Source organism: Streptomyces sp. BPTC-684 (genome assembly GCF_030028635.1).
GTDB classification, from domain to species: domain Bacteria; phylum Actinomycetota; class Actinomycetes; order Streptomycetales; family Streptomycetaceae; genus Streptomyces; species Streptomyces noboritoensis.
In genome coordinates, this window is sequence record NZ_CP124863.1 from 6,330,174 (window position 1) to 6,347,264 (window position 17,091).

A 17,091-nucleotide genomic window follows, 5' to 3' on the forward strand; every position below is an offset into this window, starting at 1 on the left:
GGCCCTCGCTGGGAAGCCGTTGGGCAGGCGCGTGCGATCCGCCCACCGAGTGAGCGGAAATGAGCACGGGAACGGAAGCAAGGAATGCATCGCCGAAATGCCGCTGCGGGGGCGGAATCCCGGTGAGAGCCGGCAGTGCCGTGCGGGGCGCAACCTTCCTCGGAACAGCCACCCTGCATGAGGGGAAGTCGGTGGGTCAAGGGGATCATCCGCCGGGCGTGTCACCCGACGGACCGTCAAAACCCCTTGGATTACGAGGTTCACCCTGCCTGATGTCATGTGCACGGCGGTATGGATCTGGCCAGCTTTCGAAGTTCAGTTTGCGTCAACGAATCGGCCATGACCTGTTAAAAGATCGTGCTGCTGGCAAGTGCCGCCTTGGTGAAACCGCTGTATACGGGCGCCTCGCGGGGGCGGCCGAGGGCCGATGTTGAGCCAAATCGGCTTGCGCGGCGGGAGAGCCGACTTCGTTCCGGTTAGCTTTCGGGGCACCCTGGGTATTCCCCCGACTGCGGAAGCGGGCCGGGTACCCGAGGGTCTGAGGGATAGGTCACTCCGCAAGCCTCCTTGAAGCCCTTGCGGCAGAATGGAATTGCCGCTTCACTGAAGCGCGATTCGGGATCCGCGCATCGGCTGATACGGCCGGGAACCAATGCGTGAAGGAAAGTCGAAAGGTCATGGGGATGCAGCGCAAGTTATGCCCGGTCGAAACGATCTACGTGGCGCAGCGGAGCCGTGCCGTGCTCTCCTGCACCGTGCGCGGCGACCTCGACGAGGAGCTGTTCGCCGCGGCGTTCGCCGCCAAGGTCGCCGAGCACCCCTCGCTGCGCTGCCGGATCGCCGTCGAGGACGGGGTCCATGTGCTCCAGCCGATGGCGGCGGACGAACTGCCGAGGCTGCTGGTGCGCGACGGCGGGCCCGACTCCTTCACCGAGGAGTTCAACACCCCGCTGCCCGTCGGCGGCCCGCTGGTGCGGGCCGTGCTGCTGCGGGGCACCGACGAGCACACCGTGATGCTCAGCGTCGACCACACCATCACCGACGGCCACAGCGCCATCGCCCTCCAGAACGCCCTGTGGGACACCTACACCGCGCTGGCCGGTGAACTCCCCGACGGGGCGGGGGAGTACGGCGAGACGTGGCCGAGCCCCGTCTCCGAGCTGCTGCCGCCCGTCTCCGCGCGGGAGGCCGAGGAGTACCTCGCGCGCCGCGTCGAGCGGACCCGCCAGACCCCCGTCGTCTGTCTGCCGTACGAGGCCGTGGGCACCGAACGCACACCCGGCGAGCCCGAACTCGCCGTACGGCGCGTGCTGTTGGAGTCGGACGAGACCGCGCGGCTGCTGCACTTCGCCAAGGCCGAGGGCGTGTCGGTGCACGGCCTGATCGCCGCGGCGGCCCTCACCGCCGTCCGCCGGCGCCTCGGCGGCGAGCCCGGGGTACGCACGCTCGGCTGCCTCTCTCCGGTCGATCTGCGCTCCCGGCTCACACCGCCGCTGGACCGCGAAGTGATGGTGCCCGCGGTCACCTCCTGCCTGGACGTGCTCGAAGTGGCGCACGACGCCGACCCGCTGGCCTTGGCCCGCCTGGTCACGGAGAACCTGCACGCGGCCATCGAGCGGGGCGACTTCCTCCAGGAGCTGCACCTGCTGCCGAAGGTCCCGCAGCACCCCGCGCTCCTCGCCACCAGCGTGATCGTGACCAACATGGGCCGTGTCGCCGGTCCGGTGACCCCGGACGGTCTGGAGGTCACCGACGTACGCCTCGCCCCGGCCCGCGAGCACTACTTCCCCGAGGCCGGGCGCGGCCCCGTGATGGTGTGCGTGGTCTCCTTCGAGGACCGGCTCGGCATCGAACTGCCGTACAGCGCAGGGTGTTTCACCCACGAGCAGATGGACGAGCTGCGCGCCGCCCTGCACACCACCCTGCTCGCGTTCGCCGCCCACCGCGACGACGCCGAGGGCGCGGTGGCGGTGGGCGCGTGAGGGACGCGTCGGCGCGGCGCACACCCGCCACGCACCCGTTCGAGCAGACCGAGTCCAGGAGTACTCCCGCGGTGACCACGACGAACGATGCGCAGGCCCCCGTCACCACGGCCCTGCTGCCGCGCGCACAGGCCGGGGACGACCGGGCCATGAACGACATCCTCCTGCACATCGCGCCCTTCGTCGGCCGGCTCTGTCTGCCGATCGCCCAGGGCCACAGCTCCGACGCCGCCCAGGAGGCCATGCTCGCCATATTCCGCGGCATCCGCGGCCTGCGCGAACCCGAGGCCTTCTACGGCTGGGTCCGCGCGGTCACCGTACGGGAGGCGGTCCGCACCTCGAAACGGCTGAGCCAGGGGCCCACGGACGACCTGACCGACCGCGCCCTGGACGGCAACCCCCTGGACACCGTCCACATCTCCGACGCCATGGACCGGCTGCCCGACCAGCACCGCCAAGTCCTCGTGCTGCGCGCCGTCTACGGCATGAACGAGGAGGAGATGGCCGCGACCCTGGCCCTCCCCGTCGGCACAGTCCGCTCCCGGCTGCACCGCGCCCGCCGCAACTTCCAGGACGCCTGGCACCAGCAGTCGGCGTGAGCCGGGCGCGGCCGGCCGTCACCCCACCGGGCGGCGGTCGACCGGGGTGACGGGGGTGCGGACGGCGACCGTGGTGCGGCGCGGGCCCGACCACGGGGCGGGCACGGCGTCGATGTCCCTGGCCAGCCAGTAGGCCAGTTGCTCGTAGTTGATCCGCCAGCCGCGGAAGTGCGGCCAGGCCTCCTCGGGCGTGCGCTCCATCGGATAGCCCTGGTCGGCCATCCGCGCCACGCCGTGCAGGAAGTCCTCGTAGGTGAGCCGGAGCGGGTCGTCGGGGTGGGGGTCGCGGTCGTACGGGATGCCCCGCAGATCCGCGATGTCGCGCAGACAGACGAACCCGGCCCGCAGGGCGAGCCGGATCTCGGCCTTGGGCTGGGAGGGGTTGAAGGCGAGCCGCAGCGCCGCCGCGTCCAGCACGGCCAGCAGGGCGATCAGCCAGTTGCGGTTGGCCTTGGGGGAGCGGAAGTGGATCAGGACCGGGTAGGTGGTGTGGCTCTCGCTCACCTCGGCGCTCCACCGCTCCCAGTTGCGGAACAACTCGGTGAGGCTGTGCAGCAGGTCCACCTGGGCGTAGCGGGCAAGGATCTCCGGCCCCCAGGGCGGGCTGCCCGCGCGCGACTGGAGGAGGGTCACCTCCGTCTCGCGCCGCTGGTAGGCACCGTAGAGGGTGGGCAGATAGCCGACCTGGAGGCCGATCACGATGGGGCCGGTGGCGGCGGCGCAGAAGTCGATGGCGTTGAGCGTGACCCGGGTGCCGCCGGCGAAGCCGAGGGTGAAGAGCGAGGAGCCGGACTCGACCATCGCGTCCTGGAGCGGCAGCCGGCTGACGGCCGCCTCCAGGAGCGCGTAGCCGACCATGAAGCACGCCAGCCAGCCCATCAGCGTCACCACGACGGCCAGCGGCGCCACCGGGGCCAGCACCCGGTCCTTCGCCTCCGCCCCCGGCAACCGGTCGGCCACCAGCTGGAACGGCCGCCGGACCAGGGAGTGGACGACCTGGGTGAAGCCGGAGCGCGTCGGCCGGGGGATCACCAGGGTGCGCAGCACCGAGGAGAAGATCCCGAGGACGACGACGGCACCCGTGATGCCCTGTAGTACACGCACCGCAGCTCTGTTCCTTCCCGGGTCGTGGGGATCATTCAAGCGCACGGTGCGCGCGAACACCCCCGGCCGGGTCAGCGGGCCAGCGGGTTCCCGGCCGGGGCGCCCGGCCCCGGGTAGTCGGGGTCGTCCTCGGCCCGGGGCAGCGGGCGGTGTCCCTCGGACCAGTCGTTGGTCCAGCCGCAGACACCGCAGGCGTACCGGCCGTCGAGCCCGGCCACGCGGGTGCCGCACTTGCGGCACTCGGCGTGCGTGATGTCGGGGGTGAAGCCCGTGTCCGGCGCGGGAAGCGCGCCGGGGTGAACTCCACCCGCGCCGCCCCCGGTTGGTGAAGTGATCAAGTACTTCTCCATGTCTGCTGAATTTTCGCTTCGCCGCCATCTGAGACGCGGCCAGTTCAGCACCATTTCCGGGGGAGCAAGACCTTTATGAAGCGTACTTTGGCATGCCTTGGCGCCTTCGCCGCCATCACCGTTGGCATGATCACGACCGGTCTGTCGGCGCAGGCTGCCTCGGGCTGCTAGTACTAAGCGGACTTGTGGAAGTCCGATGCGGTACCGCGCCCCTTCAGGGGCGCGGGGAACTGCGCGACCAGCCACAGACAGCCCGCAGCCGACGAACCCCACTTCCAGCGGAGCGCTTAGTACCGGCCGCCCCAGGGCGTACGCCCTTCGGTCCGCAGCCCTCAAGTGGCGGCGGGCCGAGGGGCTTTCCGCGTCGTGGGTCGGTCGCGGCCGACCGCTCGTACCACCGTACGAGGGTTGCCCGGGGGATGTTCCCGGCCATCGTGTCGAGCCTTCCCGTGGGCCGCCGTGCGGCTCGCTAGTCTGCGGCTGCCGATGCGGTGTGGGTCTCGGGAGATGAGGCGCGATGGGGTGGTCCCTGGGCTGGGCGCGAATGGCGATGACGGGGATCGCCGCGGTGGGGATGGTCGTCGGGGAGGGCGCGCTCGCCCCCGGTGCCGCGCAGAGCGCGCCGGCCGTGGAGTACGGGCGCACGGTGTCCGTCGCCCCCGGCGTCTCCTACCGGAGCTTCACCGTCACCGCGTCCCACGGGCTGGCACGTGGTCACCTCGTGGTGGCGGACCTGAGCAACCCGCACGTCAAGGTGGACCTCCTCACTCCCGGCGCGGTGGCCGCCCGGGCGAAGGTGACCGCGATGGCCGACGCCCTGCACGCGGTCGCCGCCGTCAACGGGGACTTCTTCAACATAAGCGAGACCCAGCACCCCGGGGTGGAGGCCACCGGCGCCTCCTCGGGCCCGGCCGTCTCGTCCGGCCGCGCGCTGAAGGCCGCCGTGCCCGACGGCCAGCGGTTCGGCCCCGCCCTGCCACCGGGCACCAGCGCCCGCGACGTCATCGGCGTCGACTCGGCGCGCACCGGGCGCCTCGACAGCCTCACCCTGGAGGGAACCGTCGACACCGGCCGGGGCGGGCTGCGCCTCGACGGGCTCAACCAGTACGCCGTGCCGGTGGACGGGGTGGGTGCCTTCACCGCCAAGTGGGGGTCCGCTTCCCGGGCGCGCGCCGCGTGCGGCACCGATACGGCGCGCGGTGCGCCGTGCACCAAGGACACGTACGAGGTGACGGTACGGCGGGGCCGCGTCGTCAGCACGTCGACCGAGCTGGGCAAGGGGCAAGTCCCCGTCGACACCTTCGTCCTGGTGGGGCGCGAGAAAGGGGCCCGCGCTCTGCGTGCGCTCAAGCCCGGGGACCGGGCCGGGCTTGCCTACCGGCTGCGCGCCCGCCGGGGGCCGCTGGCGTTCGCGGTGGGCGGTATGCCGGTGCTGCGGGCCCGCACACCGCTGACCGGACTCGACGACCGCACGGCCGCCACCCGCACCGCCGCGGGGATCGGCGGCCACGGACACCGCCTCTACCTCATCGCCCTGAACGGCTCGGCCGAGAACGACGCGGGCCTCACCCTCGCCGAACTCGCCCGGCTGATGCGGGACATGGGCGCCGACGACGGGGTCAACCTGGACGGCGGCGGCTCCTCCACGCTGGCCACGCGCGGCCCGGGCGACCCCGGCGTCGTCGTGCGCAACCGGCCGCCGGGCACCTTCGAACGCGCGGTGGCCAACGGCATCGGGGTCTTCGCCCGGCCCTGAGACACGGTCCGCGTTGAACAGTCCGTCAGCGGCTGACGTAACAACGCGCAAGACACCTACGGGAGTCGATCGCGTCACTCGTTGCCGAGGAGGGAGTCTTCTTGTGAACTGGCGAAAGCGTGCGGCGTGCCGCACCGAGGACCCTGAGCTGTTCTTCCCGACGTACAGCAGGCGTTTCGCGGACCAGCAGCTGGCGGAGGCCAAAGCGGTCTGCCGCAGATGCCCGGTGACCACCGCGTGCCTGGAGTGGGCGCTGTCGAACAACGAGAAGCGCGGAGTGTGGGGCGGGCTCAGCGAGACCGAACTGCGCAGGGCGCGGCGGCGGACGGGTGTGGAAGTCGCCTGACGGGGGCGGGTCCGATCGCGCGGTCGCGGCCGGGTGACTGAACGTCCGGGGGCGCGGCGCCGTATCAACCGGTCAGTAGCGTGCCGCGTCCGAGGAGGAGCCCGTGCCTTTTCGCCGTCTTCGCCGTCGCCTCCGGGGGACGGCCGCATGGTTGCTCGTCGCCGTGGTGGCGGGCGGACTTGCGTACACCGTCACCAAGAACTCCACGGGGCCGCACGGCGGTTCCGGCTCGATCGGCTCGGCCGATCCGGCCGGGGCCGCCCGGCGTGCCGACCCGGGGCGGACCCCGGGCGGGTGGCAGGACTGGAACCGCTGGCTGCGGGGCGCCGCGGACTTCGTCAACCCCGTGGTCGACGGGCTGTGGGGGCCGGAGCGGATGGCCGGGGCCGCCGAGGGCGAGCGGTCCTTCGACGGCAGTGAGATGCCCCGGGGAGTCTCCGACCCCGAGCCGGACGCCGTGGGCGCGCGGCCGGTCGCCCGCCCGTACGGCGAGAACGCGCCCACGGCCGGTCGGCTCTTCTTCGACACCCCCAAGGGGCCCGCCGCCTGCTCCGGCACGGTGGTGCGCGATCCCGCCCACCCTGGCCGGTCCGACCTGGTGTGGACCGCCGGGCACTGCGTCCACTCGGGCAAGGACGGCGGATGGCTGAGGAACATCGTCTTCGTACCCGGGTTCGACAAGAGCGCGGCGGGTGGGCGCGACAGCGCGGCGCCCCTGGGGATCTGGTGGGCCGACTGGGCGCAGACCTCCCAGCAGTGGATCGACCGCGGCACCTCCAACGCCGGGGCGGGCGCGGCCTTCGACTTCGCGGTGCTCCACGTACGGCAGGCGGCCGGTGCGACGCGGTCGCTGGAGGAGACCGTCGGGGCGGCGGCGGACGTCGGTTTCGACGCCGAACTCTCCGGCTCCCGGAGCCTGGTCGACATCGTGGGGTATCCGGCGGGCCGCCCGTTCGACGGCTCGTCCCTCTTCCACTGCGCCGACCGGCCCGGCTCGTTCTCCGTCGCCGTCGACCAGCCGGACATGTACCGCATGGGCTGCACCATGACCGAGGGCTCGTCCGGCGGCGGCTGGCTGGTGCGCCGGGGCGACGGCGCACTGGTCCTCGTGTCCAACACCTCACTCGGCTCCCGCCCGGCCGCCTGGCTCGCGGGGCCGCATCTGGGCGCGGACGCGCGCCGCGTACTGACGGCCGTGAGCCGACGGTTCGCGGGTAGTTGACGGGCCGTCGGGGGTGCGGACGCGCGGCGCTCGCGTTTGCTGACCAACCTTCAGAAGTATTCTTTCGCAATCATGGTGAACACCACACCCGTCTCGTCCGTACCTAGGACTGCACACCTTCCGCCGATCCCGATCGGCTACGGAACACATCCCAGGAGGCGGCGAGTTGACTCACAGGCGCATACCCAAGCGGCGGGCCGTAATGGCGGGAGCGGGGGCCGCCGGCCTCATCGCGGCGGCCGTACTGCTCCCACGTGCGAACGCGTCACAGGCGCAGCCCGAGCCCCCGTCCGGGGCAGCGGCCGGGAAGGCGAACGCCGCCTCGGCGGCGGCCGTGGCGCGGGGCCTGGCCCAGCAGCTCGGCGACGCCTTCGCGGGGTCGTACTACGACGCCGCCAAGCAGCAGGTCGTCGTGAACATCGCCGGTAACAACAGCAATGCCGACGAGCAGGTGAAGAAGGCCGGGGCGGTGCCGCGCGCGGTCCGCAACAGCGCGGCCGAACTGCGCTCGGCGGCGCACACCCTCGCCCGTACGGCGACCATCCCCGGCACCGCCTGGGCCGTCGACCCCCGGACCAACCGCATCGTGGTCTCGGCGGACCGGACGGTGCAGGGCGCGCAGTGGACCAGACTGGAGAAGGCCGTCCGGTCCCTCGGCGCGGACACCGCCCGGATCCAGAAGTCCGCCGGGCAGTTCAAGCCGTTCAGCGAGGGCGGCGACGCCATCTTCGGCGGCGGCGCACGCTGCTCCCTCGGCTTCAACGTCACCACCCAGGACGGCCAACCGGGGTTCATCACCGCGGGCCACTGCGGTGTCGCGGCCAAGCGGTGGTCGCTGAGCGCGAACGGGGCGCCCGCCGCCACCGTCCAGAAGGCGACCTTCCCCGGCAACGGCGACTTCTCCCTGCTGACGTACGACGACGCTGCCACGGAAGCCCCCAGCGCGGTCGACACGGGGGCCGGGAAGCTGGTCGAGATCACCGGGGCGGCCGACGCGTCCGTGGGCGAGCGCGTCCTGCGCATGGGCAGCACGACCGGTTTGCACGACGGCAAGGTCACCGGTCTCGACGCCACGGTGAACTACCCCGAGGGCACGGTCACCGGGCTGATCCGGACCGACGTCTGCGCCGAGCCGGGCGACAGCGGCGGCTCCCTGTTCACCGCCGACGGCAGCGCGGTCGGGCTCACCTCCGGTGGCAGCGGGAACTGCACCGCCGGCGGCGAGACGTTCTTCCAGCCCGTCACGACCGCCCTGGCGGCCGTGGGCGCGACGATCGGTGCGGGTGGACAGGGATCGGGTGGCGCGGATGCGTCCGGTGGTGCGGACGGTTCGGGACAGCCGGGGAACGGCGTGATCTCGATGGCTCCCGCACCCGGCTACGGCCGCCAGTGAGAGGGGTTCGCTGAGAACAGAGGTTCGCTGAGAACTGAGAACAACCCGGCGGCCGTTCTGCCGACAGACGGCGGCCGGGTTCTTCCCATGGACGTGGCCACCCCGCTGAAGGTGCCTCGGCACCGGGGTGGCCACGGCGCGGTGGGGGCGCGGTCCCGTCAGGCGGTCGCGGGAACGGGCTCGGGAGCCGTGGCGGGGGCGTCCACGGCTTCTGCTGCGGGTGTCTCGGCCTTCTCGGCGGGCGCAGGGTCACGGTGTGCCGTGTAGAAGACGGAGCCCTGCTTGCGCTCGCGATCCAACTCGCCCTTGGCGACGAGCGCTTCGAGCGTGTTGCGGACCACCTGGGGGCTGGTCTTGCGGTCGGGGTGAGTGGTTGTCAGTTCGGTGAGGATGTCGGCGACCGTACGCGGCTCCTGGTGGTCCGCGAAGAGGCCGAGCACCAGCTCACGCAGGGTGGGGCCACTGCTCTCCGTGCTCTTGCGAGCCGGCTTCTTGGCCTGCGCGGCAGCCTTCTTGGGGCTCTTGGCCGTCTTCGTCGTCTTGGCCGCCTCGGCCTCCGGCTTGTCGGCCTGAGGCTTACGGGGCTTGGGCACGGCCGCGACGGTGGGTGTGGTCGCGGGGGCGGGTGCTACGGCGGGGGCCGACGCCTTTGCCTGCGGCTGTGCCTTGGTGGTGCGCTTGCGCGTTGCCGCAGGTGTCTGCGCCGCCGCGGCGGCGGTGCCGCCGAGGGTGTGCTGCATGGTTTGCAGCAGACCGTGGTCCCGCTCCAGGGCTTCGAGTTGGCCCTTCAGTGTGTCGAGTTCGGTGCGGATACGTGACTGGTCCTGCTGGTTGGCTTCCAGATCGGCGGTGACACGCGCCGCGTACTGGTCCTTGAGTGTGGTGAAGTCCGGCTCGTCCGCCATGAGAGTTCGCTTTCCTCGTGCTGGATGTTGCCGCCGGATGCTACCCATCTCTGCGGCAACAGCACAGGTGAGTGCGCACAAGATTCACACGTTGGAGACACCAAGGGCCACAAACCGTCGTGTCGCGGTGGGGGTTTGGCAGTGGGTGTCGGCCCGAGGGGCGCGCGGCGCGCGTCCTTTTCCGCCGTGCGCTCCCGTACGCCGTACCCGCGAGGGAAACGAAGGCGCGGGGCTGGGACGTCAAACAAGTGCACCCGAACGGGGACGGTCCGGGGAGGCCGTGCGGTTACGAGGGGGACGCTGTGGGACGCAAGGGGAAGACGTGCGGGTTATCGGTGGTGGTGCTCACGGCGCTGCTGACGGTGGTGCTGCTCGCGGGCACGGTGGCGCCGAGCTTCGCGGCAGGCGTGGCGGGCCGTGCGCAGGGGACGACTGAGGCCGGGCCGCCGTCACCGCCCGGCCCGTCGCCCTCCGCCTCGGGCCCGGCACCCTCCAAGTCCGAGGCGAAACCGTCCCCTTCGAAGCCGCCACCGCCACCACCGGAGGCGAAGTCGCCCAGCCCACCGGTGCCCAAGCCCTCCAAGTCCACGGTGGAGCCGCCCAAGCCTGGCCCTTCCACCCCTTCCACCCCTCCGACGCACCCTCCTGTGACTCCTGTGCTGTCGGTTCCCGAGAAGGTGGAGCAGGGCAAGCTCCTGGTCGTGTCCGGCAGCCACTTCGACTGCGGGACGGGTGAAGGCACGAAGGCGGGCCCGCTGACGCTGACCGGCGACCTACCGGCACCGATCGCCGTACGGACCGACGCGTCCGGCCGTTTCTCGCAGTCGGTCAAGGTGGCCGAGAAAGCGCCCCTGGGCGTGTACGAGGTGGTCGCGACCTGCGACGCGCGCCCTTCCGTGACCCAGGTGGCCTCCTATGAAGTGGTGGCGGCCAAGGCGGTGTCACCACCGCACCCGACTCCGGTCCTCACCCTCTCGCCCGGTTCCGGGAGGCCCGAGACCAAGGTGAACGTCTCGGGCGAGGGGTTCCTGTGCCGAGGGCCCGCCCGCCTCCTGTGGGACGGGGCCGACATGCCGGGGACCGGTGCGACGCCCGCGGCGGACGGCAAACTGGCCGCCTCCTTCTCCGTACCGGCCGGTGCCGGTGCCGGTACGTACAAGGTGACGGCGACCTGCGAAGCGGCGCCCGTGGGCGCCAGGGCCGTGGTGGCTCCGGCGGTGGCCGCCCCCGGTGTCGCGGCCTCGCAGACCTTCACGGTGACCCAACCGCCCATCACCCCGCCGCCGGTGGGGACGTACGAGATCACCATCCACATGACCGACTACCCCGCCATCTGCACCTGGGGCAGGATCCTCGTCGGCGGCAAGGGCCTGCTCGACCCGTGGCTGGACGCCGACTCGTACAAGGGCGACGCGGAGCCCGGCCACTGGAGGTTCATCGATCTCCACGGTTACATTCCCCCGGACATGAAGGGCCACCAGCCCGTGGACCTCGACTGTCCCGGACGCGCGGTGGAACGGGCGGGGACCATCGACCTCCCGGCCGAGCCGTTCACGGCGTTCTTCCTGCCCAAGGGCTCGACGGTCGAGCACCACGCCGAGGGCAGTACCGGCGTCCTGCCCAAGCCCGAGCTGCCAGGGATCACACCGCCCCCTCCGACCCCGTCCACCTCCGGCACACCGGAGCCCGGTCCGACCGCCTCGGACAACGTGAGGGGTGTGCCCGACCCCGAGCCGAGCCCCGGGCCGAGCGGGCGCACGGGGGAGTCGAAGCCGGGTGGGGGCCACAGCCGCCCGGCCGGGCTGGTGGGCAATATGCGCACCCCGGCGGAAGTGTCCTGGGCGCTCAAGGACATCGCGGGATCGGTGGGTATGGCCGCCTGGTTCCTGCTGCTCGTGCTCCTGCTGGAGAAGGCGTTCCCCTCGCAGCTGGCGGACAACGCGCTGAGCCGCTGGTGGCGCCGGCGCCACGAGGAACGGGCGGCGCGGGCGAGCGCGGCCCGGCTGCCGGGCTGGGTGCGGATGGGCTCCTTCGCCCTGCTCGGCGGAGCACTCGTCGTCTGGGCCGACGCCACGGCCCACTGGAGCGGGCCCACCGTGGCGAAGGCGCTGGGAGCGGCGGTCGGCACGCTGCTGATCCTGGTGACGTACGAGAAGACGAAGGACTCCCTGCTGCGCCCCGGGCGGGGCGGCATACCGGCCGAGCTGCGGGTGGTTCCCGCGGGCCTGCTCCTCGCGGCCCTGATGGCGGCGCTCTCGCGCGGCCTGGCGTTCCCGGTCCCGTACGTCTACGGCCTGGTGGCGGTCTATGTGGTGCTCGGCACCGTGCCTCCCGGCTCGCGCGACCCGCGGCACGCCATGCCGAGGGGGCAGGCGGTGATGGTCGGCGGCATCAGTGTCCTGAGTGCCTCACTGCTGGTGTGGGTCCTCGGCACACCGCTGATCGAGGCGGGTCGTACGGCAGGGCCGAACAGTTTCCACCATGTGGTCGCGTACACCGTCGGGTTGACGGTCGTCGGCGGTATAGAGGTCGTGGTGTTCGGGATGCTGCCGCTCTCCGGCATGGACAGCCACGCCCTGAAGAGCTGGAGCAAACCGGCGTGGTACGGCCTGTACCTGCTCGCCCTGACGCTGTTCTTCCACGTCCTGCTGAACTCCGTACACCCCGGCTTCGGCCCGGGGTTCGTGGTCTCGAAGGATCTGCGCTGGTGCACCCTGGCCATCGCCACCGCCCTGTTCCTGGCGGCGTGGGTGTTCTCGCTGGGCCTGCGCAGCCACGTGGCGAGGCTGGAACGCAGGGCGGCGGCGGTGGGCTGACCGTGGTGCGCGGCGGCACCGGAGCACCCCGCTCCGGTGCCCGCCGTCACCGGAGCGGCGGTGTGCGCGGTGCGGGGGCGGCGTCGATGATGGGAGCCCTGTGCCGTGTGCGTATACGAGAGACGGGACCCAGCGATGCCGCAGGATCGAGCGGGTGAACCGGCCGAGCCGTCGTCCCCCGAAGCGGGGCGCGCCTGGTCCGGGCACGAGGGGGCGGAGGCGTTCGCGGCGGTGGAGGCGGGGACCGACTGGCTGCTCGGCTACCCGTTCGTGTTCAAGGCCCTGGCCGGGGCGGGCGAGGTGCTCCTCGACTTCGGCTGTGGGCCGGGCCGCGTCGCCGGTCACGCGGCCCGGGCGCTGGGGATGCGGATCATCGGTGTGGACGCGTCGCCGGACATGCTCGCGCTGGCCCGGAAGGAGGGCGCGCCCGGAGCCGAGTACCACCTGGTCGCGGACGGGAGGGTGGGCGGGCTTTCGGACGCGTGCGCGGACGCGGCGATGTGCAACCACGTGCTGGCGTCGCTGCCCGACGAGCGGACGGTGCTGGAGGTGCTCACCGAGATCCACCGCCTGCTGCGGCCCGGGGCGCCGTTCGCGCTGCTGACCACGGACCCCGCCTGCGCCGGCATCGAGTACGCGTCGCTGCGGGTGGGCGAGCCGGGTGTCACGTACGGCCCCGGCGAGCCCATGCCCGTACGACTGCGGCGTACGGACGGGACGTGGCAGTCCGTGCGGAACCACGCGTGGCCGGTGGAGACGTTCCCGGCGTTGCTGGAACGCGTCGGCTTCGCCGCTGTGGCACAGCACCATCCGACACCCGACGAGGCGCTGGGGGTGGCCGACCCGGAGCATGTGCGCAGCCGCGACTGGGCCGCCGAGCGGCTGCGACCCCCGCTGGTGGTAACCACCGCGGTCAAGCGTTGACGCTAGGCGCGAGGTCCGAGCTGCCCGCGACCAGGCGGTTCGGCACGCCGCGCTTCGTCTGTCCCCGCGAGCGAGGTCAGCCTTGGTGTCACGAGCCCCCGCGCATGCCGTCGGACAGCGGCACGCGCGGGGGTCTCCCTCACGAACTCAGGAGGTCTCGGTCCTCCCTGCCTTGGGTGGTGCGGCGCGGAGCGAGCCCGCTACCGGTGTGGCGAGTGGGGTCCAGCCTTCGTCCCAGATGAAGGTCATGCCATTGGTGTCGCCATGGGTCTGGAAGACCTTGCCGTCTGTGGTGACCACCTTGATCCAGCTTTGTTTGTCCTGTGACGAGATGGAGATCCCGCATACCTTGGCCGGGTAGTTGGGGTTGTCGGCGTTGGTCAGATCCGTCCAGACGATCGGACCTCCGAGGGCGGCTTGCCGGCCGGCGTAGGCCTTTCCGTTGATGAGTACCGCGCTGAAGTCCTCGGTGGCCGAGGGGGAGTAGCTGTCGATGTCGAAGCACGGACCGGCCGGGCCGGTGGCACCGGTGGCTCCGGTCGCACCCGTTGCGCCCGTGGCTCCAGTCGCCCCTGCGGGACCCGAGGGTCCGGGTGGCCCCCCGGGTCCGGGCGGCCCCGCGGGGCCCGTCGATCCGGTGGCTCCGGTCGCTCCGGTGGCTCCGGTCGCTCCGGTCGCGCCCGTGGGGCCCGTCGGTCCGGGCGGGCCCTTCGGGCCCTGCGGTCCGGGTGGGCCCTGCTGGCAGTGGTCGTCGTCGCCGCCCATGGCGGGGCGCGCGGCCTTCGCGTCGGGCCAGGGCGAGGGCTGGCAGTGGTCGTCGCCTCCGCCTTCTTCGCCGGATGCGACCCGGGTGCCCATGCCCTGGGGCACGGCGGCCGCCGCCGGTCCGGCCACGCCGGCCAGTACAAGGGTGAGCGATGCGACGGCGCTTCCGGCGAGCCACTTGCCACGCCGGGGCAGCGGACCGAGCCGTGCCCCCGACCTGTTGTCAGATTGCACTTACTTGCTCCCTCTTCGAAAGGTCTGGTGCGTTCCGCGAACGCATGCGAAGACATCCCCGTTCGGAAGGGATTCGTTCGCCCCGGGTCCGGAGAACACGCGGGCAGGTCAGTGGTTCGGAGTAGTCGATCCACTCGGATGGGCCAGTGCGGCGCTCCCGCGCGGGCATCCGCGTACGCCAGAACGGGCGACCCTTCCGCCTGCTCCGGCGTGGGTGACGCGGGCCGTCGACGCGTGGGTGCCACAGTGGGCCGCTGTTCGAACGACGCACCGAACCGGGTGGGTGATGCCGTGAAGCCGTCCATGTGTCTCTGCATGATCGTCAAGAACGAAGCGCGGGTCATCGAGCGCTGTCTCGCATCGGTACGCGGCCTGATCGACACCTGGGTCATCTCCGACACGGGGTCCACCGACGGCACGCAGCAGCTGATCCGGGCCGCCCTCGACGGCGTCCCGGGCGAGCTCCGGGAAGAGCCCTGGGTGAACTTCGGCCACAACCGCACCCTCAACATCGCGCACGCGCGGAACAAGGCCGACTACCTGCTGCTCCTCGACGCGGACCTGGTGATCCGCCGGGACGGCCCGCTCCCGGACCTCACCGCGGACGCGTACATGCTGCGCCACGAGGGCGACACCTCGTACCGCATCAAGCGCCTGGTCCGCGCGGACTTCGACTGGTACTACGAGGGTGTCACCCACGAATACCTCACCTGCGACCGGGCGACCGGGCAGGAGAACCTCGACGCGCTGACGATCCGCGATTTCGCCGACGGCGGTTCGCGCCACGACAAGTTCGAACGCGACGCACGGCTGCTCGGCGCCGAGCTGGACCGCGACCCGGAGAACCACCGAACCGTCTTCTATCTGGCCCAGACCATGCGCGACATGGGCCGGACCGACGAGGCGATCGCCCTCTACCAGCGCCGCGCCGAGATGGGCGGCTGGGTGGAGGAGGTCTACTACTCGCTGCTCCAGGTGGGTGTGCTGCGCGCGGAGAGCGGTGACTGGCCGTCCGCGATGGACGCCCTCGTACGGGCCTGGGAGGTCCGCCCGGAGCGGCTGGAGGCCTGCTACGAGCTGTCGGCGAGGCTGCGCACGATGGGCCGGCACCAGTCGGCGCACGCGATCGTCAGCGCGGGTCTGGACCGCGCCGCGCCGGAGGACCTCCTGTTCACCCAGCCCTGGGTGTACCGGTGGGGGCTGCTGTTCGAGTTCTCCATCACGGCCTACTGGACCGGTGACTTCGCGGCTTCGCTGCGGGCCTGCGACCGGCTCCTCGCCCTGCCGGACCTGCCCGAGCCCTATCGGAAGCAGACCCTGGCCAACCGCCGGTTCGCCGAGGAGCGCCTTGCGGGTGCGGCGGCCGGGTCGGGGGCGGGTCGTGGGGCGGGTGCGGCCGTGCCGGCTTCGTGAGCCCCGCCTCACCCCAGCCGTTCGATCGCCACCATCGCGGCGTCGTCCCCCAGGCAGTGCCCCGCCGCATGGGCGAGCAGGTCGTCGCAGAGGTGCCGGAGCAGGGCGCGCGGGCCCGTGCCCGACCAGGCGGCCAGGCGTTCCGCCAGGGGATAGAACGTCCCCGTCTCGTCGCGCGCCTCGATGACGCCGTCCGTGTAGAGCAGCATGATGTCGCCCTCCTCGAACGCGAAGGTCTCCGCGGCGAAGGTCTGTGCCGCGAGGCCGGGCTCCACGAGCTCCGAGAGGCCGAGCGGCGGTGCCGGATGGGCCACGTCGAGGCGGATGACCCGGCCGCCGCGCAGGAGCAGGGGCGGCGGGTGTCCGCAGTTGACCAGGCCGAGCGTCTGGCGGTCGTCGGGCACGTCGAGCACCGCCGCGGTGATGAACGCCTCGCCCCGGTCGTCGACGCCGCCGGCGTCCTCGACGCAGACGTCGTGCAGGTCCGGGGCGACGGCGCCTTCCAGATAGGCCACGAGGCCGGACAGTTCGGCCTCCTGGTGGGCCGAGGCCCGGAAGGCGCCCAGGACGACGGCCGCGTCCCCCACGGCCTCAAGGCCCTTGCCGCGTACGTCGCCGATGAGCAGCCGGGTCCCGTGGGGGGTGCGGGCGGCGGCGTAGAGGTCACCGCCGATCTGCGCCTCCGCCTCCGCCGCCAGGTACACCGACGCCATGCGCAGCGGGCCGATCCGCTCCCGCAGCGGCCGCAGCACCACCTGCTGCGCGGTCTCGGCCACCGAACGCAGTTGGACGAGCTCCTTCTCGCGCACCTCGCGCAGATGGGCGAAGAGCGTCACGAACACCGAGATCAGGATCAGCGAGACGATCTGGACCGAGTGGTTGAGGTCGGTGGCGCTGGTGCGCACCATCGCCACCGAGGCCTGTGCGAGGACGGCGGCCCCACCGACGACCCCCGTGGTCCGGGGCCCGGCGAAGGAGGCGGTGAGGGCGGGCGCGGCCACCAGGAACGGCCCGAGGTGGACGTCGGGCGGAGCCAGGATGTCGCCCACCGTGACGAACGCGATCAGCGCGAACGGCGCCGCGAGCAGTGCGTGGCGCAGTCGGTGGTACGGGTGGCGCCGCGCGTTCAGTGCCCGAAGATCCATGGCTCCTGCTTACACCGCACCACGGCCCGGACCCCCCAGGCCCGGCCGACACGACCGTGGGGTGACCAGTTCGGCGGCGGCGACCGTGCATGTGCGGGCCGCTCGCGTGAAGTGGTGTACATACCTTGACAGTTGAT

15 protein-coding genes are annotated in these 17,091 nt (G+C 72.0%); 9 read left to right on the forward strand and 6 right to left on the reverse strand.

Translation table 11 applies throughout. The annotated features are described in order from the left end of the window. Positions 1–683: 683 nt before the first annotated feature. Both QIY60_RS28185 and QIY60_RS28190 read left to right on the forward strand, forming a co-directional pair. Positions 684–1,982 (forward strand): condensation domain-containing protein, encoded by a 1,299-nt coding sequence (locus QIY60_RS28185; protein WP_283144978.1) that lies wholly within the window; start codon positions 684–686, stop codon positions 1,980–1,982. Between the two features lie 71 nt (positions 1,983–2,053). After that, entirely contained in the window at positions 2,054–2,581 is a 528-nt protein-coding gene (locus tag QIY60_RS28190) for an RNA polymerase sigma factor (protein WP_283144979.1), read from the forward strand. An 18-nt stretch (positions 2,582–2,599) separates the two neighbouring features. On the opposite strand, the gene QIY60_RS28195 is transcribed toward QIY60_RS28190, so the two are convergent. Then, positions 2,600–3,685, reverse strand: a complete 1,086-nt coding sequence (locus QIY60_RS28195; RefSeq protein WP_283144980.1) for a hypothetical protein — start codon at positions 3,683–3,685, stop codon at positions 2,600–2,602. Positions 3,686–3,756: 71 nt separating this feature from the next. Next, positions 3,757–4,023 (reverse strand): hypothetical protein, encoded by a 267-nt coding sequence (locus tag QIY60_RS28200; RefSeq protein ID WP_349253959.1) that lies wholly within the window; start codon positions 4,021–4,023, stop codon positions 3,757–3,759. 529 nt (positions 4,024–4,552) lie between these two features. On the opposite strand from QIY60_RS28200, the gene QIY60_RS28205 reads away from it, so the two are divergent. From QIY60_RS28205 to QIY60_RS28220, 4 genes are all read left to right on the forward strand, one after another. Then, a complete protein-coding gene (locus QIY60_RS28205) occupies positions 4,553–5,791 on the forward strand; it encodes a phosphodiester glycosidase family protein (protein ID WP_283144981.1) in 1,239 nt (412 codons plus the stop codon). A gap of 103 nt (positions 5,792–5,894) precedes the next feature. Beyond that, the gene (locus QIY60_RS28210; protein ID WP_283144982.1) at positions 5,895–6,137 is read left to right on the forward strand and encodes a WhiB family transcriptional regulator; all 243 of its coding nucleotides are present in this window, start codon (positions 5,895–5,897) and stop codon (positions 6,135–6,137) included. 151 nt (positions 6,138–6,288) lie between these two features. Beyond that, positions 6,289–7,359, forward strand: coding sequence for a hypothetical protein (locus tag QIY60_RS28215; protein WP_283144983.1), 1,071 nt, complete (start codon positions 6,289–6,291; stop codon positions 7,357–7,359). Between the two features lie 166 nt (positions 7,360–7,525). Continuing rightward, on the forward strand, positions 7,526–8,752 hold the full coding sequence (locus tag QIY60_RS28220) for a S1 family peptidase (RefSeq protein ID WP_283144984.1): 1,227 nt from the start codon (positions 7,526–7,528) through the stop codon (positions 8,750–8,752). A gap of 158 nt (positions 8,753–8,910) precedes the next feature. On the opposite strand, the gene QIY60_RS28225 is transcribed toward QIY60_RS28220, so the two are convergent. Together QIY60_RS28225 and QIY60_RS28230 are read right to left on the reverse strand one after the other, a co-directional pair. Beyond that, positions 8,911–9,657 (reverse strand): hypothetical protein, encoded by a 747-nt coding sequence (locus tag QIY60_RS28225; protein WP_283144985.1) that lies wholly within the window; start codon positions 9,655–9,657, stop codon positions 8,911–8,913. A gap of 286 nt (positions 9,658–9,943) precedes the next feature. Beyond that, positions 9,944–10,261 (reverse strand): hypothetical protein, encoded by a 318-nt coding sequence (locus tag QIY60_RS28230; protein WP_283144986.1) that lies wholly within the window; start codon positions 10,259–10,261, stop codon positions 9,944–9,946. A 43-nt stretch (positions 10,262–10,304) separates the two neighbouring features. Between QIY60_RS28230 and QIY60_RS28235 the strand changes: the two genes are divergently transcribed. Further along, positions 10,305–12,473 (forward strand): FGLLP motif-containing membrane protein, encoded by a 2,169-nt coding sequence (locus QIY60_RS28235; RefSeq protein WP_283144987.1) that lies wholly within the window; start codon positions 10,305–10,307, stop codon positions 12,471–12,473. 135 nt (positions 12,474–12,608) lie between these two features. Further along, positions 12,609–13,397 (forward strand): class I SAM-dependent methyltransferase, encoded by a 789-nt coding sequence (locus tag QIY60_RS28240; protein ID WP_283144988.1) that lies wholly within the window; start codon positions 12,609–12,611, stop codon positions 13,395–13,397. Between the two features lie 147 nt (positions 13,398–13,544). On the opposite strand, the gene QIY60_RS28245 is transcribed toward QIY60_RS28240, so the two are convergent. Next, complete coding sequence (locus QIY60_RS28245; protein WP_283144989.1) at positions 13,545–14,291, reverse strand: hypothetical protein; 747 nt, start codon at positions 14,289–14,291, stop codon at positions 13,545–13,547. A 420-nt stretch (positions 14,292–14,711) separates the two neighbouring features. Between QIY60_RS28245 and QIY60_RS28250 the strand changes: the two genes are divergently transcribed. After that, entirely contained in the window at positions 14,712–15,809 is a 1,098-nt protein-coding gene (locus tag QIY60_RS28250) for a glycosyltransferase (RefSeq protein ID WP_283144990.1), read from the forward strand. A gap of 8 nt (positions 15,810–15,817) precedes the next feature. On the opposite strand, the gene QIY60_RS28255 is transcribed toward QIY60_RS28250, so the two are convergent. Continuing rightward, positions 15,818–16,954: a PP2C family protein-serine/threonine phosphatase gene (locus QIY60_RS28255; RefSeq protein ID WP_283144991.1), complete on the reverse strand. Its 1,137-nt coding sequence runs from the start codon at positions 16,952–16,954 to the stop codon at positions 15,818–15,820. Positions 16,955–17,091 lie beyond the last annotated feature (137 nt).

Coding starts and splice junctions, on each gene's coding strand:
- QIY60_RS28185 (WP_283144978.1), top strand. CDS start 684: ATGCAGCGCAAGTTATGCCCGGTCGAAACGATCTACGTGGCGCAGCGG.
- QIY60_RS28205 (WP_283144981.1), top strand. CDS start 4,553: ATGGGGTGGTCCCTGGGCTGGGCGCGAATGGCGATGACGGGGATCGCC.
- QIY60_RS28225 (WP_283144985.1), bottom strand. CDS start 9,657: ATGGCGGACGAGCCGGACTTCACCACACTCAAGGACCAGTACGCGGCG.
- QIY60_RS28240 (WP_283144988.1), top strand. CDS start 12,609: ATGCCGCAGGATCGAGCGGGTGAACCGGCCGAGCCGTCGTCCCCCGAA.
- QIY60_RS28250 (WP_283144990.1), top strand. CDS start 14,712: ATGATCGTCAAGAACGAAGCGCGGGTCATCGAGCGCTGTCTCGCATCG.
- QIY60_RS28255 (WP_283144991.1), bottom strand. CDS start 16,954: ATGGATCTTCGGGCACTGAACGCGCGGCGCCACCCGTACCACCGACTG.